The sequence below is a fragment of the Phyllobacterium sp. genome (genome assembly GCF_037994425.1).
In the GTDB taxonomy this organism is placed as follows: Bacteria; Pseudomonadota; Alphaproteobacteria; order Rhizobiales; family Rhizobiaceae; genus Phyllobacterium.
Window position 1 is genome coordinate 1 of sequence record NZ_JBBNAM010000305.1, and the last position, 16,513, is coordinate 16,513.

At 59.6% G+C, this 16,513-nt stretch carries 15 protein-coding genes; 9 read left to right on the forward strand and 6 right to left on the reverse strand.

The annotated features are described in order from the left end of the window. A partial coding sequence (locus tag AAAB35_RS20720; RefSeq protein WP_340670163.1) for a YggS family pyridoxal phosphate enzyme occupies nucleotides 1–458 on the reverse strand: 458 nt, incomplete at its 3' end. A 131-nt stretch (nucleotides 459–589) separates the two neighbouring features. Between AAAB35_RS20720 and leuS the strand changes: the two genes are divergently transcribed. Both leuS and lptE read left to right on the forward strand, forming a co-directional pair. Next, a complete protein-coding gene (gene leuS, locus AAAB35_RS20725) occupies nucleotides 590–3,208 on the forward strand; it encodes a leucine--tRNA ligase (protein WP_340670164.1) in 2,619 nt (872 codons plus the stop codon). After that, nucleotides 3,195–3,779: an LPS assembly lipoprotein LptE gene (gene lptE, locus AAAB35_RS20730; RefSeq protein ID WP_340670165.1), complete on the forward strand. Its 585-nt coding sequence runs from the start codon at nucleotides 3,195–3,197 to the stop codon at nucleotides 3,777–3,779. The genes leuS and lptE overlap by 14 nt, the downstream gene beginning before the upstream one ends. Before the next feature lie 195 nt (nucleotides 3,780–3,974). Here the strand turns inward: lptE and fsa are convergent, their stop codons facing one another. Further along, on the reverse strand, nucleotides 3,975–4,628 hold the full coding sequence (gene fsa, locus AAAB35_RS20735) for a fructose-6-phosphate aldolase (protein WP_340670166.1): 654 nt from the start codon (nucleotides 4,626–4,628) through the stop codon (nucleotides 3,975–3,977). Nucleotides 4,629–4,732: 104 nt separating this feature from the next. Between fsa and AAAB35_RS20740 the strand changes: the two genes are divergently transcribed. The 7 genes from AAAB35_RS20740 to AAAB35_RS20770 all read left to right on the forward strand — a co-directional run bounded on the left by AAAB35_RS20740 (nucleotide 4,733) and on the right by AAAB35_RS20770 (nucleotide 12,708). After that, nucleotides 4,733–6,916 (forward strand): primosomal protein N', encoded by a 2,184-nt coding sequence (locus AAAB35_RS20740; RefSeq protein ID WP_340670167.1) that lies wholly within the window; start codon nucleotides 4,733–4,735, stop codon nucleotides 6,914–6,916. Nucleotides 6,917–6,959: 43 nt separating this feature from the next. Continuing rightward, on the forward strand, nucleotides 6,960–7,349 hold the full coding sequence (locus AAAB35_RS20745) for a DUF4345 family protein (protein ID WP_340670168.1): 390 nt from the start codon (nucleotides 6,960–6,962) through the stop codon (nucleotides 7,347–7,349). 246 nt (nucleotides 7,350–7,595) lie between these two features. Continuing rightward, entirely contained in the window at nucleotides 7,596–8,156 is a 561-nt protein-coding gene (locus tag AAAB35_RS20750) for a F0F1 ATP synthase subunit delta (RefSeq protein WP_340670169.1), read from the forward strand. Then, nucleotides 8,156–9,685: a F0F1 ATP synthase subunit alpha gene (atpA, locus tag AAAB35_RS20755; RefSeq protein WP_340670170.1), complete on the forward strand. Its 1,530-nt coding sequence runs from the start codon at nucleotides 8,156–8,158 to the stop codon at nucleotides 9,683–9,685. Before AAAB35_RS20750 ends, atpA begins: the two co-directional genes overlap by 1 nt. A 22-nt stretch (nucleotides 9,686–9,707) precedes the next feature. Further along, nucleotides 9,708–10,586, forward strand: a complete 879-nt coding sequence (locus AAAB35_RS20760; RefSeq protein WP_340670171.1) for a F0F1 ATP synthase subunit gamma — start codon at nucleotides 9,708–9,710, stop codon at nucleotides 10,584–10,586. An 18-nt stretch (nucleotides 10,587–10,604) separates the two neighbouring features. Then, nucleotides 10,605–12,227 (forward strand): F0F1 ATP synthase subunit beta, encoded by a 1,623-nt coding sequence (gene atpD, locus AAAB35_RS20765; protein ID WP_340670172.1) that lies wholly within the window; start codon nucleotides 10,605–10,607, stop codon nucleotides 12,225–12,227. Between the two features lie 73 nt (nucleotides 12,228–12,300). Then, a complete protein-coding gene (locus AAAB35_RS20770) occupies nucleotides 12,301–12,708 on the forward strand; it encodes a F0F1 ATP synthase subunit epsilon (protein ID WP_340670173.1) in 408 nt (135 codons plus the stop codon). Nucleotides 12,709–12,790: 82 nt separating this feature from the next. Here the strand turns inward: AAAB35_RS20770 and AAAB35_RS20775 are convergent, their stop codons facing one another. The 4 genes from AAAB35_RS20775 to AAAB35_RS20790 form a co-directional block, all read right to left on the reverse strand. After that, entirely contained in the window at nucleotides 12,791–13,309 is a 519-nt protein-coding gene (locus AAAB35_RS20775; protein WP_340670174.1) for an RNA pyrophosphohydrolase, read from the reverse strand. A 31-nt stretch (nucleotides 13,310–13,340) separates the two neighbouring features. Continuing rightward, on the reverse strand, nucleotides 13,341–14,480 hold the full coding sequence (locus AAAB35_RS20780; protein WP_340670175.1) for a divergent polysaccharide deacetylase family protein: 1,140 nt from the start codon (nucleotides 14,478–14,480) through the stop codon (nucleotides 13,341–13,343). 96 nt (nucleotides 14,481–14,576) lie between these two features. Continuing rightward, nucleotides 14,577–15,902, reverse strand: coding sequence for a S41 family peptidase (locus tag AAAB35_RS20785; protein WP_340670176.1), 1,326 nt, complete (start codon nucleotides 15,900–15,902; stop codon nucleotides 14,577–14,579). After that, nucleotides 15,892–16,513: peptidoglycan DD-metalloendopeptidase family protein (locus tag AAAB35_RS20790; protein ID WP_340670177.1), on the reverse strand; the 622-nt coding region annotated here is incomplete at its 5' end. The genes AAAB35_RS20790 and AAAB35_RS20785, both read right to left, overlap by 11 nt.

Below are 16,513 nucleotides of genomic sequence, written 5' to 3' on the forward strand. Positions count from 1 at the left end.
TCGTTGCAGCGCTTGACGAAAGCGACCGCATCCTTGGGATCGATGCCGGCCTTCTGTGGTTCGGAGCCGGTGTTGACCTGCACGTAAAGCCTTGGAAACCGGCCTTGCTTGCGCATTTCCTTGCTGAGGGCCGCGGCGATCTTTTCGCGGTCGACGGTCTCGATCACGTCGAACAGCGCCACCGCGTCCTCCGTCTTGTTGGACTGGAGCGGTCCGATCAGATGCAGCTCTACATCGGCGAAATCACGGCGTAGCGCCGGCCATTTTGCTTGCGCCTCCTGCACACGGTTTTCACCGAAGACGCGTTGACCAGCTTCAAGGACCGGACGGATGGCTTCGTCGCCAAATGTCTTGGACACGGCGACCAGCGTTACCGAGCCGCCTGGGCGACCGGCCTCGGCTTCAGCCTTGCGGATGGCTGCTTGAACGGCAAAAAGTTGATCGACGGCATTGGGCATCGGCTCGTTTAGTCCTATTTATTACCTGGCGGCCCGGTTTCGCGGGCTGGTTTCAGCTTCAAGTGGTTGACGGTCTCACCAATCCATGGTGAAGGTCCCGCATTACTATCCTTTGCAAGAGAATCCCGTTCATGGCAACCGAACGATACAATCCCCGTGTAGCAGAGAAGCATTGGCAGAACGTGTGGAACGAAGCCAAGCTTTTCGAAACACGCAACGATGATCCGCGCGATCCGTATTACGTGCTCGAGATGTTTCCCTATCCGTCGGGACGCATCCACATGGGGCATGTGCGCAATTACGCAATGGGCGATGTCGTTGCGCGCTACAAGCGCGCCAGGGGATTCAACGTCCTGCATCCCATGGGTTGGGACGCCTTCGGTATGCCTGCGGAAAATGCCGCCATGCAGAACAAGGTCCATCCGAAAGCCTGGACCTATCAGAACATCGAGACGATGCGCGGCCAGCTCAAATCGATGGGCCTGTCACTCGACTGGTCGCGCGAATTCGCCACCTGTGATGTCGAGTACTATCACCGCCAGCAGATGCTATTCCTCGATTTCGTCGAGAAGGGCCTGGTGACGCGCAAATCCTCAAAGGTCAATTGGGACCCGGAGGACATGACGGTGCTCGCCAATGAGCAGGTCATTGACGGTCGCGGCTGGCGCTCCGGCGCCCTGGTCGAGCAGCGCGAACTGACACAGTGGTTCTTCAAGATCACCGACTTCAATGAGGAGTTGCTGAGCGCGCTTGACGGGCTCGATCAGTGGCCTGACAAGGTGCGCCTGATGCAGCGCAACTGGATCGGCAAGTCCGAAGGCATGCTGATTCGCTGGGCGCTGGACGAAAAATCGCACATTGAGGGCGAGAGCGAGATCGAGGTCTATACGACCCGGCCAGATACGCTGTTCGGCGCCTCATTCATCGCCATTGCCGCCGACCACCCATTGGCGAAGAAGGCGGCGGAATCGAATACCGCGCTGGCGCAGTTCAACGAGGAATGCCGCCACGCCGGCACCTCCGTCGTTGCACTCGAGACCGCCGAGAAAAAGGGCTTTGACACCGGCCTGCGGGTCGCGCACCCGTTCGACCCCGAATGGAAGTTGCCGGTCTATGTCGCCAACTTTGTCCTGATGGACTATGGCACGGGCGCGATTTTCGGTTGCCCGTCGGGCGACCAGCGCGACCTTGATTTTGCAAACAAGTACGGCCTGCCAGTCGTGGCGGTGGTCATGCCAAGCGACGCTGACCCAGCAACGTTCCAGATTACTGAAACGGCCTATGTCGATGATGGCGTGATGATCAATTCGCGCTTTCTCGATGGCTTGTCACCGGCCCAGGCTTTCGACGAGGTCGCAAAACGGCTGGAAAAGCAGACCATTGGCAACCGCCCGCAGGGCGAGCGCAAGATCAATTTCCGTCTGCGCGACTGGGGCATCTCCCGGCAGCGCTATTGGGGCTGCCCGATTCCGATGATCCATTGCGACGATTGTGGCGTAGTTCCCGTGCCGAAAGCCGATCTGCCGGTCAAGCTGCCGGACGACGTTGAATTCGACCGTCCGGGCAATCCGCTTGACCGTCACCCGACCTGGCGGCACGTCAATTGCCCGCAATGCGGCAAGGCCGCGCGGCGCGAGACCGACACGATGGACACGTTCGTCGATTCGTCCTGGTATTTCGCGCGCTTCACTGCCCCTTGGGCAAATGAGCCGACCGAGCCGAAGGCCGCGAACCATTGGCTGCCCGTTGATCAATATATTGGCGGCATCGAGCATGCGATCCTGCATCTGCTTTATTCGCGTTTCTTCACGCGGGCGATGAAGGTTGCCGGTCATCTCGACATCAGTGAGCCGTTTAAGGGCATGTTCACGCAGGGAATGGTCGTGCACGAGACCTACAAGGGCAAGGACGGCTGGGTCACGCCGGCTGATGTCAAGGTCGAAGAGACGGATGGCAAACGGCGTGCAAGCCTGATTGCAACCGGCGAAGCGGTGGAAATCGGCTCGATCGAGAAGATGTCGAAGTCGAAGAAGAACGTGGTCGATCCGGACGACATCATCGCCTCTTACGGCGCCGACACGGCCCGTTGGTTCATGCTGTCGGATTCCCCACCCGAGCGCGATGTGATCTGGACTGAAGCCGGCGTCGAGGGCGCGCACCGATTCGTACAGCGTGTCTGGCGCCTGATCTCGGGAGCGGCCGATGCGTTGAAGAGAGTCGATGGCGTTACAGCGGTCGAGGGCGACGCCTTGGCGATCTCCAAGGCTGCGCACAGGACCGTCAAGGCCGTGGGCGAAGATATCGAGAAGCTGGCCTTCAACAAGGCGGTGGCCCGTCTCTATGAGCTCGTCAACACGCTTGCAGGCCCCCTGCAGAAGATCGCTACCGGCGAAGCGGACGCGGCGACGATCGCGGCATCGCGCGAAGCAACGAACATGTTGATCGCAATGATCGCGCCGATGATGCCGCACCTTGCCGAGGAATGCTGGAAAGCCTTGGGTGGCGCGGATCTCGTGGCCCATCAACCTTGGCCATCATACAACGAGACGTTGATCATCGAGAACGAAGTGACCATGCCGGTACAGATCAATGGCAAGAAGCGAGGCGATTTGACAATTGCCCGCGATGCGGATCAATTGGCGGTCGAAAAAGCCACCCTTGCCCTTGATTTTGTCAAGGCCGCGCTGAATGGTAATTCGCCCAAGAAGGTTATTATCGTGCCGCAGAGGATCATCAATGTCGTTGCCTGATCGTTTTCAGCCGGGTTCCGTCGTCAAGCGGCTGCTTCCCCTCTGCGTTCTCGGCATGGCATTGTTTGCAAGCGGTTGCCAGGTCCGGCCGCTCTATTCCGATCCGGGCCCCGTCGGCAGCACGGCTGCCGGCGTGTCAGGCAGCGTGCGCTCCAGGCTGGCGACGGTCTCCGTCAACCCGGCCGCTGACCGCGTTACCCAGGAAGTACGCAACAACCTGATCTTCCTCTTTGGAGGCGGCTCGGGCGAACCGACGCATGTTGCCTATACGTTGCAACTCGGGATCATCTCGCAGAATATATCCTTGGCGCTTATCCAGAATGCCACCAATGACAAGTCGGGCCAGCCGACCGCTGGTTCAATCCGCATGACGGGCAATTATGTGCTGACCCGCGCTTCTGACGGACAGGTCATCGGCAGGGGTAGCCGCCTCGTCAATGCTGGTTATGACGCGCCAAGGCAGCAGTACGCTGTCCAAAGGGCCTATCGCGATGCCTATAACCGTGCGGCCGCGGAAGTCGCGCAGGCGATCCACCTCAGCGTTGCCCAGGACCTGACAAAAAATCAGTAACCTCGCCAAATGCGCCTGACGCACTAGCCATGGGGAATATGTTTGTCCGATTGGCGGAGCCCACACAGGTTTGGATGGCCTCTTGCTCGGGGTACTTGCCAAGGCCATTGCGTGGCGAACCGGTATTTGCCGCGGGTACGAAAAAGCCCGCCGATCTTGCGAGGGGCGGGCGTTTTATCAGTGATGTCTAGTTGATCAGGCGATCGTCTGACCCGTCTTCTTCCAATCGGAAATGAAGGCTTCGAGGCCTTTGTCGGTCAAAGGATGCTTGACCAGCGCCTTCAGCGTTGCAGGCGGAACGGTGGCGACATCTGCCCCGATGAGAGCGGCTTCCTTGACGTGGTTGACGGTGCGGATCGAGGCGGCAAGGATCTCCGTCTTGTAATCGTAATTATCATAGATAGTGCGGATTTCGGAAATCAGTTCCATGCCGTTGATCCCCATATCGTCGATGCGGCCAATGAACGGCGAGATGAAAGTGGCGCCGGCCTTGGCGGCAAGGAGCGCCTGATTGGCGGAAAAGCAGAGCGTTACGTTGACCAGATGTCCCTCCGAGCGCAAGGCCTTGCATGCCTTTAGGCCGTCGAGAGTGAGCGGCACCTTGATGCAGATATTGTCGGCGATGCGCGCGAGCACGGCTGCTTCCTTCATCATCTGTTCATATTCGGTTGCCGCAACTTCGGCCGACACGGGCCCCTTGACGATGCTGCAAATTTCCTTCGTGACTTCGATAATGCTGCCACCGGATTTGAGGATCAGCGAAGGATTGGTTGTTACGCCGTCAAGCAATCCGAGATCGTTAAGCTCGCGGATTTCAGTCACGTCGGCGGTGTCGACAAAGAATTTCATGGGAACATTCCTTCCTGATATGCGGGTGTCGAAATGAGAGATCAAATATATCTCCCGGAAAGTGACTTTTCTTTATCCGAAAGGCGCGCCAAGGTCACGTATATATGAGTCAGGATTCGTTCATCCCGCAAAAAACAGTTCCGGTGCTTGTGCCGATGCCGGCAGAGCGGCCCTATAGCTATGCCGTGCCGGATGGCATGGAGGTGAAGGCGGGGTCGATTGTAAGGGTGCCGCTCGGTCCGCGTGAAGTGGCGGGCATTGTAACGGACGGCTCGACCGATAGCGTCGATGCCAAGAAACTACGGCCCATATCCGAGCTTTTCGACTGCCCGCCGGTCGACGACGGCATGATGCGGTTCATGCGTTGGGCCGCCGACTATACGCTGTCGCCGCCCGGAATGGTGGCACGCATGGTCCTTCGGGTGCCTGCCGCCTTCGACCCCGAGCCGCCGGTGCCGGGCTTGCGCTTTGCAGGTCGGGAACCTGACCGTATGACCGGCGCGCGCGCCCGTGTCCTCGAACTTGCCGAAGGCGGCATGGCATGGACCCGCACCGGCCTTGCCCACGCTGCCGGAGTTTCGGCAACCGTGGTCGACGGTCTTGTTGCACAGGGCGTATTCGAACAAATAATGATCCCGGCCCGCCCTGTCGTTGCCGCGCCAGACAGCGACTATGCTAAGGCGGCTCTATCGGCCGATCAGGACGAGGCAGCAAACCAACTCGTCGAAGCCATGACGACGGGCGGGTTTTCGGTTTCGCTGCTTGACGGCGTTACGGGCTCCGGCAAGACGGAGGTCTATTTCGAGGCCGTCGCCAAGGCCATCCAACAAGGCAGGCAGGTGTTGATCCTGCTTCCGGAGATCGCGCTGACGCAGCAGTTTCTCGATCGGTTTCATGATCGCTTCGGTTCGAAACCGGCGGAGTGGCATTCCGATCTTGCGCCGCGCATGCGCGAGCGGGTGTGGCGTCAGGTCATGGAAGGGCAGGTGAGGGTCGTCGCCGGGGCGCGCTCGGCGCTGTTCCTGCCGTTTCAGGAGCTAGGGCTTATCGTTGTCGACGAGGAGCACGACCCAGCCTACAAACAGGAAGACCGCGTCTGCTACAACGCCCGTGACATGGCGGTGATGCGCGGCCACATCGGCAGCTTTCCCGTTATCCTTGCCTCGGCGACGCCATCGATCGAAAGCCAGGTTAATGCCAACCAGGGGCGTTACAAGCGCATCCGTCTGCCCGGTCGCTACGCCGAAGCGGCCATGCCGGATCTCAAAGCCATCGACATGCGCAGGTCACCGCCAAGGCCGGGCGGATTTCTTTCTCCGGCGCTGGTGGAGGCAATTAACCAGACATTGCAGCGCAAGGATCAGTCGCTCCTCTTCCTCAACCGGCGCGGCTATGCGCCCTTGACCCTGTGCCGGGCTTGCGGCCACCGCTTCCAATGTCCGGACTGCTCGAGCTGGCTGGTCGAGCACCGCTTTCGCGGCCAACTTGTGTGCCACCAGTGCGGTCACCACGAAGCACGGCCCGAGGCTTGCCCGTCGTGCGGCACGTTGGATCATCTGGTCGCTTGCGGCCCCGGCGTCGAGCGGATCGCCGAGGAGGTGGAAATGACTTTCCCTGACGCGCGCATCATCGTGCTCTCCTCGGATCTTATGGGCGTCAAGCGCCTGCGGCTCGAACTCGATGCGATCGCAAAGGGAGAGGCAGATATCGTCATCGGCACGCAGCTTGTCGCCAAGGGGCACAACTTCCCTAACATGACGCTTGTCGGCGTGGTCGATGCCGACCTCGGGCTTGCCAATGGCGATCCACGTGCAGCGGAGCGTACCTTCCAGCTCCTGAGTCAGGTGACGGGCCGGGCCGGGCGAACCGGCAAGAAGAGCCTTGGCCTCTTGCAGACGTACCAACCGGATCATCCGGTAATGCGGGCCATTGTTTCGGGTGATGCACAGGCCTTTTATGAGCGGGAGATCGAAGAGCGCGAACGGTCCGGCCTACCGCCGTTCGGACGGCTCGGATCGCTGATCATCTCGGCCGCAACGCGGCAGGAAGCGGAAGCGCACGCACGGGCCCTGCGCCGCGCTGCCCCGGTATCGGACCAGATCAGCGTCCTCGGGCCGGCGGAGGCGCCGCTCGCCCTTATACGCGGTCGCCATCGCTTTCGTCTCCTCGTTCACGGTACGCGCAAGGCAGACCTGCAAGGATTCATTCGCGCCATGCTTGCGGCGGGGCCAAAAGAACGTGGATCCGTGCGGGTGCAGGTTGATATCGATCCCCAAAGCTTCTTATAAGATTGAATCTCAGTTAACGCTTCGGCGGAAGGGGCAGGGGATCATGGAACTCTATTTGCCGGCCAGTCAGGGCGAATGGATGGCGTGGCTGTCGGCGGCCATCACGCTCATCTTCGGCCTGATCTTCTTTTTCGCGCCTCGCATAGCAATGAGGATCCTGCGTTTGCAGACGAAACCGGAGCGCCCCGAGGCGCTTTCCGAAATCCGGGCGACATTCGCGGGTTTCTATCTCGGCCTCGGACTCTGCGCCCTTGTTTTTGCTCAACCCTTTCTGTGGATCGCACTTGGCGTCTCCTGGGGTTTCACGGTCTTTGGCCGCTTGATTTCGATGATGTCCGACGGCGGCAACAAACCCTATAACTGGGCGTGGGTCGTTGTTGAACTGCTGCTTGCGGCAGGTCCGCTCCTGTTTGCCTTCGGCTTTGTTGCCTAACCCGCGAAGGGTTAGTGGAATGGCTCACTCATAATTATCCGAAGCTGCGGCGATTCTGCCGCCTGTTTTAGCGGATTCGCGTGTTGCGAGTCCTGTCTTCCTATGCTAGACGGCATTCAAATCACGTCTAAGGCAGCTTCAGGGCTGCGCTCAAGGCGGTAAAAAAATCAATAATGCCAAAGATTTGACCGAAAACTTCCTTCCGGTTTCCTGATTTTTGGCTCCAAACCAGAGAGCTTGTCGTTCGTGGCAGAAACTTCGTCGCTCATTTCCGGTGTTGCCCAGCGTTATGCGGGTTCGTTGTTCGAACTTGCGCTGGAAGCGAATTCGCTTGCCGAGGTCGAAAAGAATCTCGATCGTTTCGAGGCTCTCTTCAATGGCAGTCCCGATCTGAAGCGCTTGATTTCGAGCCCGGTGTTCTCTTCCGGCGATCAGGTAAAGGCTATCTCGGCTATTCTGACGCAAGCCAATATTGGCGGTCTGGTCGGCAATTTCCTGCGCGTTGCTGCGCAAAACCGCCGCCTCTTCGCCGTACCTTCCATGATCAAGTCGTTCCGCCAGATTGCCGCTGAGCATCGCGGCGAGGTAACGGCAGATGTTACTTCCGCGCATGCCCTTACCGCGGCGCAGGAAACCGAACTGAAGGCCACGCTGAAAGGCGTCGCCGGCAAGGACGTGACAATCAATGTCACCGTCGATCCGTCGATTCTCGGAGGCCTCATCGTCAAGTTGGGGTCGCGCCAGATCGACACTTCACTTCGCACAAAACTTTCTTCGCTTAAGCTTGCACTGAAAGAGGTCGGCTGATGGACATCCGCGCCGCGGAAATTTCCGCAATCCTGAAAAAGCAAATCGAGAATTTCGGCCAGGAGGCAGAGGTCTCCGAAGTCGGCCAGGTTCTGTCCGTCGGTGACGGTATCGCTCGCGTCTATGGTCTGGACAATGTTCAGGCCGGTGAGATGGTCGAGTTCCCGGGCGGTACCCGTGGCATGGCCTTGAACCTTGAAAGCGACAACGTCGGTGTCGTTATCTTCGGTTCGGACCGTGACATCAAGGAAGGCGATACCGTCAAACGCACCGGCGCGATCGTTGACGTTCCGGTCGGCAAGGAACTGCTCGGCCGCGTCGTTGACGCGCTCGGCAATCCGATCGACGGCAAGGGCCCAATCAAGGCGACGCAGCGTTCCCGCGTCGACGTCAAGGCGCCAGGCATCATCCCGCGCAAGTCAGTTCACGAGCCGATGTCGACAGGCCTGAAGGCAATCGATGCCCTCATCCCGGTTGGGCGTGGTCAGCGCGAGCTCGTCATCGGTGACCGCCAGACCGGCAAGACCGCGATCATTCTCGACACGTTCCTTAATCAGAAGCCGGCTCACGATGCTGGCAACGAGACGGACAAGCTCTATTGCGTCTACGTCGCTATCGGCCAGAAGCGTTCGACCGTCGCGCAGTTTGTCAAGATTCTCGAAGAGCGTGGTGCTCTCGAATACTCGATCGTCGTTGCCGCAACGGCATCCGATCCGGCTCCGATGCAGTATCTCGCTCCGTTTGCGGGCTGCGCCATGGGCGAATACTTCCGCGACAATGGCATGCATGCCCTGATCGGCTATGACGATCTGTCGAAGCAGGCCGTCGCCTACCGCCAGATGTCGCTCTTGCTGCGCCGCCCCCCGGGCCGCGAAGCCTATCCGGGCGACGTTTTCTATCTCCACTCCCGCCTGCTTGAGCGTTCAGCCAAGCTCAATGAGGAAAATGGCGCCGGCTCGCTGACTGCCCTGCCTGTCATCGAGACTCAGGCGAACGACGTCTCGGCCTATATCCCGACGAACGTCATCTCGATCACGGACGGCCAGATCTTCCTCGAAACCAACCTGTTCTACCAAGGTATCCGCCCGGCCGTTAACGTCGGTTTGTCGGTTTCCCGCGTGGGTTCAGCTGCCCAGATCAAGGCGATGAAGCAGGTTGCAGGCTCGATCAAGGGTGAACTCGCGCAGTATCGCGAAATGGCGGCATTCGCGCAGTTCGGCTCCGACCTCGATGCATCCACGCAGCGCCTCCTCAACCGTGGCGCACGCCTGACCGAGCTCTTGAAGCAGCCGCAGTTCTCGCCGCTCAAGACGGAAGAGCAGGTTGCGGTGATCTTCGCCGGCGTCAATGGCTATCTCGACAAGCTCGCCGTCAATCAGGTTGGCAAGTTCGAGCACGGCCTCCTCACCTGGCTGCGCACCGAGAACAAGGACATTCTCGATACGATCGCCAAGGAAAAGCAGATCAGCGACGACACCAAGGGCACGCTGAAGGCAGCAGTTGACGCCTTCGCCAAGTCTTTCGCTTAAACTTCATTGACGGGATGAACGGATGCCTTCGTTAAAGGATCTGAGAAACCGGATCGCCTCGGTCAAGGCGACGCAGAAGATCACCAAGGCGATGCAGATGGTCGCGGCGGCGAAGCTGCGTCGCGCGCAGGATGCTGCGGTAGCGGCTCGCCCATACTCGCAGCGCATGGCGGCGGTGCTGGCGAACATCGCTTCCAACGTGGACGGTGCTGACGCGCCGGTGCTGATGAGCGGGACCGGCAAAGATGATGTGCATCTGCTCGTCGTGTGCACCTCCGAACGCGGTCTCTGCGGCGGTTTCAATGCGCAGATCGTTCGCCTTGCGCGCGATTATGCTCGCCGCCTGATCGCCGAGGGCAAGACCGTCAAGATCATCACCGTCGGAAAGAAGGGCGCGGACATTCTACGCCGCGATCTCGGCCGTCACATCATCGATCACGTCGATCTTCGCGAAGTGAAGCAGGTAGGTTTTGCCAATGCCGACGCGATCGGTCACAGGATCATCTCGCTCTTCAACGAGGGCGGCTTCGATGTTGCGACATTGTTCTACTCTGAGTTCAAGTCGGTAATCTCGCAGATTCCGACAGCCCAACAGCTTATCCCGGCCAGCGCCATCGGCGATGCGGAACCGGAAAGTGCAGGCGACGCCGTTTATGAATATGAGCCGGATCCGGCATCCATTCTGGGTGACCTTATTCCGCGCAATATTTCCGTCCAGGTTTTCCGCGCTCTCCTTGAAAACGCGGCGTCGGAGCAGGGTGCGCGCATGTCCGCCATGGACAATGCAACCCGCAATGCCGGTGACATGATCAACAAGCTGACGATGTCGTACAACCGCCAGCGTCAGGCTCAGATCACCAAAGAACTGATTGAAATCATTTCGGGCGCGGAAGCGCTCTAATCGCGAAGGTAAGGATCGATGGCAAAAGCAGCGACCCCGAAAACACCCGCAGCCGCACCGGCTGCGTCAGCAGCGAAGCCAGCAAAGGCAGCTGCACCAAAGGCGGCTGCCGCAAAGGCGGAAGCCGCTGCCAAGCCGGCAGCAAAGGCAGCCGCGCCCAAGGCCGTTGCAGCGAAAGCACCTGCCAAGGCTGCTGCGTCGAAGGCTGCGCTGAAGGCCAGCGGTGCCGCAGGGCGCGTCAGCCAGGTCATCGGCGCCGTCGTCGACGTCGCATTTGAAGGCGGCGATCTGCCCCAGATCCTGAACGCACTGGAAACCGACAATCTCGGCAACCGCCTGGTTCTCGAAGTCGCGCAGCACCTCGGTGAAAATACCGTTCGCACGATCGCCATGGACTCGACCGAAGGTCTCGTCCGCGGCCAGCCCGTCTATGATACGGGTTCGCCGATCATGGTTCCCGTTGGTGATGAGACGCTTGGCCGTATCATGAACGTCATTGGCGAGCCGGTCGATGAAGCCGGCCCGATCAACACGAAAGTGACGCGCGCCATCCATCAGTCAGCGCCGGAATATGTCGAGCAGTCGACCGAGGCCCAGATCCTGGTGACGGGCATCAAGGTGGTCGATCTTCTCGCACCCTATGCGCGTGGCGGTAAGATCGGCCTCTTCGGCGGTGCGGGCGTCGGCAAGACGGTTCTCATCATGGAACTGATCAACAACGTCGCCAAGGCGCACGGTGGCTACTCAGTTTTCGCCGGTGTCGGTGAGCGTACCCGTGAGGGCAACGACCTTTACCACGAGATGATCGAATCGGGCGTGAACAAGGAAGGCGGCGGTGCCGGCTCGAAGGCCGCGCTGGTTTACGGCCAGATGAACGAGCCGCCAGGCGCCCGCGCCCGTGTTGCGCTCTCGGGTCTGACGGTTGCCGAGCACTTCCGCGACCAGGGCCAGGACGTTCTGTTCTTCGTCGACAATATTTTTCGCTTTACCCAGGCTGGCTCGGAAGTGTCGGCGCTGCTCGGACGTATCCCGTCCGCGGTGGGTTACCAGCCGACACTCGCAACCGACATGGGCGCGATGCAGGAACGGATCACCACGACCCACAAGGGCTCGATCACTTCGGTCCAGGCCATCTATGTTCCTGCCGACGACTTGACGGATCCTGCTCCGGCAACATCATTCGCGCACCTTGATGCGACGACGGTTCTTAACCGCGCCATTTCGGAAAAGGGTATCTACCCGGCTGTTGATCCGCTGGACTCGACGTCGCGCATGCTCGATCCGTTGATCGTTGGCGAAGAGCACTACCAGACGGCTCGTCAGGTTCAGTCGATCCTGCAGCGCTACAAGTCGCTTCAGGACATCATCGCCATCCTCGGCATGGACGAACTTTCTGAAGACGACAAGCTGGTTGTTGCCCGCGCCCGCAAAATCGAGCGCTTCCTGTCGCAGCCGTTCTTCGTTGCTGAAGTCTTCACGGGCTCGCCAGGCAAGCTGGTCGATCTCGCGGACACGATCAAGGGCTTCAAAGGCCTCTGCAACGGTGACTACGACCACCTGCCGGAAGCTGCATTCTACATGGTGGGCTCGATCGACGAAGCCATTGAGAAAGCACAGCGTCTGGCAGCGGAAGCTGCCTGATCCAGCGACTGATGGCGGGCTCCGGCCCGCCCTTGTCGATCATGGTCAAGACCACGGAAATTGAGTGAATATCATGGCAGAAGCCTTCCAGTTCGAACTCGTATCGCCAGAGCGCCTGCTCCTTTCGGAACAGGTCATTGAAGTCGTGGTTCCGGGCACGGAAGGTTACATGACGGTGATGGCGCATCATGCGCCGCTGATGGCAACGGTAAAACCCGGCGTCGTCACGGTGAAGATGGCCGACGGTAAGCCGGACAGCTATGTCGTGTTCGGCGGATTCGTTGACATCACTCCCGATGGATGCACTCTACTCGCGGAATCGGCGGTGCACGTTACCGATATAAAGGCTGATGAGTTGCAGCGTCGCATCCAGGACGCGAAGGAAGACTTCGAAGATGCGACAACGCGCGAAGAGCGTGCCCGTGCCGAAGACCTCCTTGGGCAATTGACCACGCTCGAGGAAGCTCTCAGGGCTGCTTGAGGTCCCTCGATCCACACCTCGAAATTTTAGAGCGGGCTTTCGAGCCCGCTTTTATTTTGTCCGAACGGCATCATAGGTGCGTTCAGCCGGGGAGGTGCCGGAAGGCGGCCACAACCTCTTCATAGACGTTGCGCTTGAACGGCACGATGAGATCGGGCAATTGTCTCATGGGTTTCCAAGCCCATTCATCGAACTCGGCGGTGTGCCCGCCGGGCGGCGGGTTGATCGCGATTTCGCTTTCGTCTCCGTCGAACCGATAAGCGAACCATTTTTGCGTCTGTCCGCGATATTTGCCCTTGAGCGCCACGCCCACGAGGTGGGGCGGCAATTCGTAGTTGATCCACTTGGGGGCCTCCGCCAACAGCGAAACGCTTTTCATGCCGGTTTCTTCATAGAGTTCGCGCAAGGCCGCCGGCTCGGGATCCTCGCCTTTGTCGATACCACCTTGCGGCATCTGCCAGAGCTGCGTCGCCCCGTCCATTTCATCGCCCGGGATCATGATGCGATGTCCTGCCCAAACAAGACCTTCCTTGTTGAGGACCATGATGCCGACGCACCGCCGGTAAGGCAGGGATTGCGGATCGACCGGCTTCTTCCTCATGGCGAAGTCTCCAAATGCTGGTTGCGTCCTGCTAGCCGTTTTGAGGATCGCGGACAAGAGCCGAGATGGGAACGACTTCGATGCCCCGCGTCTTTGCTTCGTTGACCCATGACGCCACCGCCTCGACCGTGATGTCGAACGCGGACCCGGTGGCGATGGCACTGCCCTTGGCGCGGGCGATGCGTTCGAGTTCATCGAGCTTTTTGAGGATGGTTCCACGGTCCTGCGTCGCATCGATCAAAATATCGGAGGCAGCGAATGCAGCGCCCTGCTGGCCGGCAATCGCGTCGGCGGTGCTGCGTGCGGACGTTCCGTCGTCGAGATAAAGCAGGCCACGCCTTGCGACGTCCTGGATCACCGGAGTCATTGCATTGGCATCAGCGGTGAAACGTGCGCCCATGTAGTTCATCACACCCGTATAATTGGTGATCCGGCCCATCGTCTTATGCAGATTTTCGAGCGCTGCTGCCGGCGCATCGACCGTGAGCGTGTTGCGGCCAGGGTTGACTCGCGGATAGTCGAAGGGTTCGAGCGGTATTTGCATGAGGATTTCATGGCCGTCCTGCCTGGCCGCCTGCATCCACCGACCGAGGCTGTTGCCTTCCGGGGAGAATGCCAGAGTGACCTCGTCCGGCAGTGCCCGTATCGCGTTTTGCGAACCCGTCTGCGAAAGCCCAAGGCCGCCGATGACGATGGCGACCCGCGCGCCTCGAGCGCCGGACCATGGGCGCGCATAAACATCCAGCGGACGCCTCCCGTCCGGCGCAATGATCGGCAAAGCGCCCTGCGGGGTCTGTTCGATCATGTCCGTCTCAGGAATGTGGGCTGTGCGCGGGTCCTGCGTGCGCTTGTTGGGATCGCCGACGACGATCACCTTCGGCCCCCCTTCAGGCGAGATCACCTTGCCGGAAAGATCATTCGCATTCTGCGTCGGAGGCGCCGGAGCCTTGCTCGCCAGTTCAGGAGGAACTGTTTCGGCGACCTGTGGTTCGGTTGGCTCTGGCGCGGGACTACGAAAACCCTGATGGCCCGTGAAGGTTATGAGGGAAGACAATCCGACGATACAAGCCGTCACCAAGACGGGCGGGAGCCAGCGTCCAGCTGTCATGTTGCCGAAGAGACTTGGCCGTTTGCCGTTTTTTCCCAGCGGCCGGTTGAGATCGACGTTCACGCGAGATGGCCGGAGAAATAAAGGAGAGGGAGGAAACGACTGGTAAGAACAAGCGGGGCCAGACTGATTGAATTAAGCCTGGCCCCGTTTGTCATATCAGTTTGGCACGCCCTTCTTGGGGTCAGCCGGGAAGGCCGCATTAGCCTGTTCCCCGCGCAAGAGCTTCAGAGCCTGGATCAACTGCAAGTCATCCTTCGGATCTGGCGGTACATAGGCGATGGAGCCTGAACCTTCCGCATCCTCCTGCACGCCCTTGATGTGACCCTTGAGGTCGGATTCACCGCGGGTGATATCCTGACCCTTGAGGTCGTCCGGCAGAGGTTGATCGACGGCGATATCGGGCACGATGCCCTTGCCCTGAATCGACTTGCCGGCAGGCGTGTAATAGAGGGCGGTCGTCAGGCGCAGCGCACCATTCTCGCCGAGCGGGATAATGGTCTGGACGGAACCCTTGCCGAAAGAGCGAGTTCCGAGGACCGTGCCGCGGCGATGATCCTGCAGCGCCCCGGCAACGATCTCAGACGCGCTCGCCGAACCGCCGTTGATGAGGACGATCAGTGGCTTGCCATTGGTGAGGTCGCCCGGGCGAGCATCAAAGCGCGTGATGTCCTGCGGGTCGCGGCCACGGGTTGAAACGACTTCGCCCTTGTCGAGGAAGGCATCGGAAACCGCAACCGCCTGATCGAGCAGGCCACCAGGATTGAGGCGCAGGTCGAGGACAAAGCCCTTCAGCTTGTCGTTCGGAACCTTGCTCTGAATGTCCTTGATCGCCTTCTGCAGGTCATCGAACGTCTGTTCGGTGAAGGAGATGACGCGAACATAGCCGACATCGTTCTCGACGCGGTACTTGACCGCCTTCACCTTGACGACGTCGCGGACGATCGTGAGCTTGATCGGCTTGTCGGCACCCTGCCGGATCAGCGTCAGCTCGATCGGCGTATTGACCTCGCCGCGCATCTTGTCGACTGCGTCGGTGAGCGTCATGCCGCGAACGTCAGTTCCGTCGATCTGCGATATGTAGTCGCCGGCCAGAACACCGGCCTTGGAAGCTGGCGTATCCTCAATCGGGGAGATGACCTTGACCAGTTCGTTCTCCATGGTGACCTCGATGCCGAGGCCGCCGAATTCGCCCTTCGTCTGGACGCGCATGTCCTGCGCCTGCTCGGCATTCATGTAGGATGAATGCGGGTCAAGTGAGGTCAGCATGCCGTTGATCGCACTTTCGACGAGCTTCTTGTCATCCGGCGGAGTGACATATTGAGCCCGCACGCGCTCGAAGATATCACCAAAAATTGAAAGCTGTTTGTAGGTGTCGGTGCCCGCAGCTTCTGCAGCGGTTGTGGGCAGAGCACCCTGCACAACGACCATAGCTGTTGCACCCATCAGTGCGCCAGCCATGAGAAGCGTTAGCCTACGTATCATTTGCGGTCCTTCCAGCAAGCCGATCCGCCCACCAAGGAGCGGGATTAATAGGTTTTGTATCCTTTCGGAACTCAATGTAAAGCATTGGAGCTCCATTTCCCATCGGAACTGGTGCGGTACTGGCAACTAGTTGCTCGTTCATCACACCGACCGGTTCTCCCGCCAAGACAAATTGGTTTTGGGAGACATTGATTTTGTTCATGCCCGCCAAGACAACATGATATCCGTTCCCAGCATCAAGTATCAAGAGCTGACCATAGGAACGAAATGCGCCGGCATAAAGGACGACAGCGTCCATCGGCGCCGTAATCGTCGCTCCTGGAAGGGTCTCCAGCGTGTCACCCTGAAGGGCGCTGCCGAGTCCATCATCATCGCCAAAATGCCGGACGAGCTTTCCTGCTGCTGGCAGGGAGAGATGGCTTTTTAAAGACGTAAAGTTGACTTGGGCCGAAAGGCGGTTCTGATTGGCGGCAAAATCATCGGCACGCTGTTGGCTGGCCTCAAGCTTCTGCTGCTCCTGGGCGCTTGCCGCGCTTGCGGCTTTCTGAACTTCCTGCATGTCCTTTTCGATCGAAGCAATCAGGTCGCGCAACGACGTTGCCCGTTTTGCC